Consider the following 2901-nt stretch of genomic DNA (forward strand, 5'->3'; position numbering starts at 1 on the left):
TGGCAATGATGTCTATTTAGAAAATCCAGGTGCACGACTTCGTCTTGGAGCTACCCACTTTACAATCAATAACAATAAACTATACTATTTAGAAAATGAGCAAGGTAAGCTCAAAACAGGTTACTTTGTATTGATTGATGATGGTATGGCTACAACCCACTATCACATCCTAGTCTATGCGGATCAATCTGGTGAAATTCTTAAGATGAAACGCTTGCCATCAGGAGTTTCAGATTATCTGGATAAAGAAATCGATGGTTTATACGGTGAAAAAATTAAGATTGAATCTCCACACTCAAACGAATATTATAAAGTGGTTGTGGTTAAATAAAAATAATATCTTCACAACTAATTGTTAACACTCTAACCAATATACCATTTTCAGGAGGCTTTAGATTTCTTGTATTTTAAAAGGAAACTAAAGCCTTTTGTAGATGGAGCAGGGGATAGAGTTATCTATAAAATAATGAAAAGGAGTCTGTCATGGAAATGAAAAATATATTTGTAGAATTGAAACAATTTGAAGAATTAACTCCAGAGGCTTTGGAGAAAGTGAATGGTGGAGGGATTTTTGAAGATGCCGTAAAATGGTGCGATAAGTTATTTAGTACGGGTAGACACTTTGCTTAAATTCACAGTATTCGTTAGAGATTAGATTTATTTATGATTATTTTAGAATTCTTAGTTTCTGTGCTATATATACTGTTGGTAGTCGTTTCAACCATGGTTCCTACTATTTATTTGGGTGCTCAAATTTCCCCAGAATTTTATAAAAAACGTTATTGGGTCCTTGTATTTTTAATTAGTTTATCTGCTCGCCAAACATTTGGAGAATTATTTCATATAGGAATCATTCTCTTCTTTTACTGTATTTTTTTACTAGTATTGCACAAGGGAAAAGGGGAAGCTTTTTTTCTTTCTCTGTATCTTTTTCTCTTCTTTCAAAGTATTCGTTATTTATTTTTGACAATTTGGATTCGTGTATTATCTGGTGAGCCTTGTTGTTTTGTAGATTCGTTTTCCACTTTATATAGATCTGTATTTGATTTATTATCAATCTTTCTATGTTGTAAAATTATGAAGCGTTGGTCTTTGGATTTGGATTTATTCTTTTCAGATACTTTTAAAACCCACTATCGTAAGAGCTTTTTCATTATCCTACCTCTGACTGGATTTAGGATATTCTCTTCGTTCATGACCAATAGAAATAGTTCTTTTTACGTTCGCTTTGACACGACCATTTCTCTCCTGATTTTCATTCTCTTTTTCTCCTGGCTCTTTTATATCAGACACTTAGAGCAGGTTTATCGTGATGAGCAGACCATTCAGAGACAGGAAGAAGAAAATCGTTCCTTGCAAGGGATGGTGGATAAGTTGGGTCATCTCTATGATGAGGTTCGAGGTTTCCGTCATGATTTTGCAGGGATTGTCGCTAGCATGGAGCCTGCCATAGCGAATCAAGATATGGCTGAGGTGTCTACCATTTATCAAGATGTCTTTTTAAAGACAAATGAAAAGCTGAGGAAGGCAGATTACACGGCCTTTAATCTTCATAATATCCATGATATAGCCATTCGCAATACCTTGGCAAAAGCTATGATTGTGGCAGATAATCAGGGAATTCATTTTAGTTTGGAGACGGTGGGGGTTGTCGAAGAGCTGGATTTGCCGATGTTGGAGGCTATCCGTATCCTCTCTATCCTCACGACAAATGCCTTAGAGGCAGCCAGTGAGGCGGAAAATCCGCAGATTCGGGTTGCTTTATTGGCAGGTGATAGGAGTGTCCGTTTTATCATTGAAAACACTCGTAAGAAAGAAGAACTGAATCCCATCATTCTCAGTCAAAAGGGTTACTCTACCAAGGGAAACCACAGTGGACTGGGTTTAGCGACCTTGGAGGATATGGTTTTTCATTATGATTTAAACTTAGATACCCAGCTAGGAGAGACGACTTTTAGACAAGATTTAGAATTACCATTTAAGGATGAGAAACGAGGGGGAGAGGAATGAGAATTTTAGTTTTGGAAGACGATAGAGTTCAGCAGGGACGGATAGAGCAGACTTTGCTAGATATCGGTCGCTCTCGCAATTTGAGATTGGAAATTGATATTGCTAAAAACTATGGAGATGTTGAAAAGTATTCTCAGTATTTTGACCATTACCAGCTCTATTTATTGGATTTAGAGATTGATGGAGAGCGTGAACGGGGCTTTCAGGTTGCTCAACAGGTTCGGGAGCGGGATCCTTTTACAAGTATTGTCTTTGTGTCCACGCACTCGGAGGCCTTGCCTCTAGCTTTTCGCTACCACTTGTCTGCCTTGGATTTTATTTCCAAGGATCAGCCAGAGGCGGACTACTGTCATCAGATGGAGCGCTGTCTGGACTATGTACTGGCAGTGGACAAGAGAGAAAATATGCGTCTCTTCACCTATAGTTTTGAGGGAAGACGAGGCTTTACTCTGCCCTACCATGAGATTTTAGCCTTTGAAACCTCAGTGGAATCCCATCGTATCAAGGTCTATTATGCCAATCATTCTATCAAGACCATTTATGGCAGTCTCAAGGATATCGCTGCCAAGGCTGAAAAAGATTACTTTGTCTATGCCAATCGCAATACTTTAGTCAGTTTACAGGCAATTGAAGAGATGACTGCGACAGAAGTGACCTTGTTAGAAGGCTTGCATTTCCCCGTATCACGAACAGCCAGAAGAACCCTTAAAAAACATCTCAACGTCTAATATCTGTTAGACTTGAATAAATTTATCAATAAGAATATCGGAAAATTTTCTGATATTCTTATTTTTTGACTTCTTTTTCGAATAGATAGGTAAGAGGAAAAGGAAAGGAGACTAGTTCATGTTTATATCAATGTTCTACCCATGGTTCACTGAGTTATTTTTT

General features: G+C 37.7%; 3 protein-coding genes and 1 pseudogene. All 4 read left to right on the forward strand.

What is annotated here, in order from left to right; all coding sequences use genetic code 11:
- Positions 1–331, forward strand: a pseudogene (locus WKI42_RS09960) (N-acetylmuramoyl-L-alanine amidase family protein); the annotation flags it as partial.
- 152 nt (positions 332–483) lie between these two features.
- On the forward strand, positions 484–630 hold the full coding sequence (locus WKI42_RS09965) for a smi_0057.1 family bacteriocin-like peptide (RefSeq protein WP_023940555.1): 147 nt from the start codon (positions 484–486) through the stop codon (positions 628–630).
- Positions 631–1077: 447 nt separating this feature from the next.
- Positions 1078–2010, forward strand: a complete 933-nt coding sequence (locus tag WKI42_RS09970) for a GHKL domain-containing protein (RefSeq protein WP_240149753.1) — start codon at positions 1078–1080, stop codon at positions 2008–2010.
- On the forward strand, positions 2007–2738 hold the full coding sequence (locus WKI42_RS09975) for a response regulator transcription factor (RefSeq protein ID WP_001221867.1): 732 nt from the start codon (positions 2007–2009) through the stop codon (positions 2736–2738). Before WKI42_RS09970 ends, WKI42_RS09975 begins: the two co-directional genes overlap by 4 nt.
- Positions 2739–2901: the final 163 nt, after the last annotated feature.

Source organism: Streptococcus pseudopneumoniae (assembly GCF_038148935.1).
In the GTDB taxonomy this organism is placed as follows: Bacteria; Bacillota; Bacilli; order Lactobacillales; family Streptococcaceae; genus Streptococcus; species Streptococcus pseudopneumoniae_U.

What these genes read in the sequence shown, in the direction of transcription:
- WKI42_RS09965 (WP_023940555.1), top strand. Translation starts at nt 484, where the DNA reads ATGGAAATGAAAAATATATTTGTAGAATTGAAACAATTTGAAGAATTA.
- WKI42_RS09975 (WP_001221867.1), top strand. Translation starts at nt 2,007, where the DNA reads ATGAGAATTTTAGTTTTGGAAGACGATAGAGTTCAGCAGGGACGGATA.
- WKI42_RS09970 (WP_240149753.1), top strand. Translation starts at nt 1,078, where the DNA reads ATGAAGCGTTGGTCTTTGGATTTGGATTTATTCTTTTCAGATACTTTT.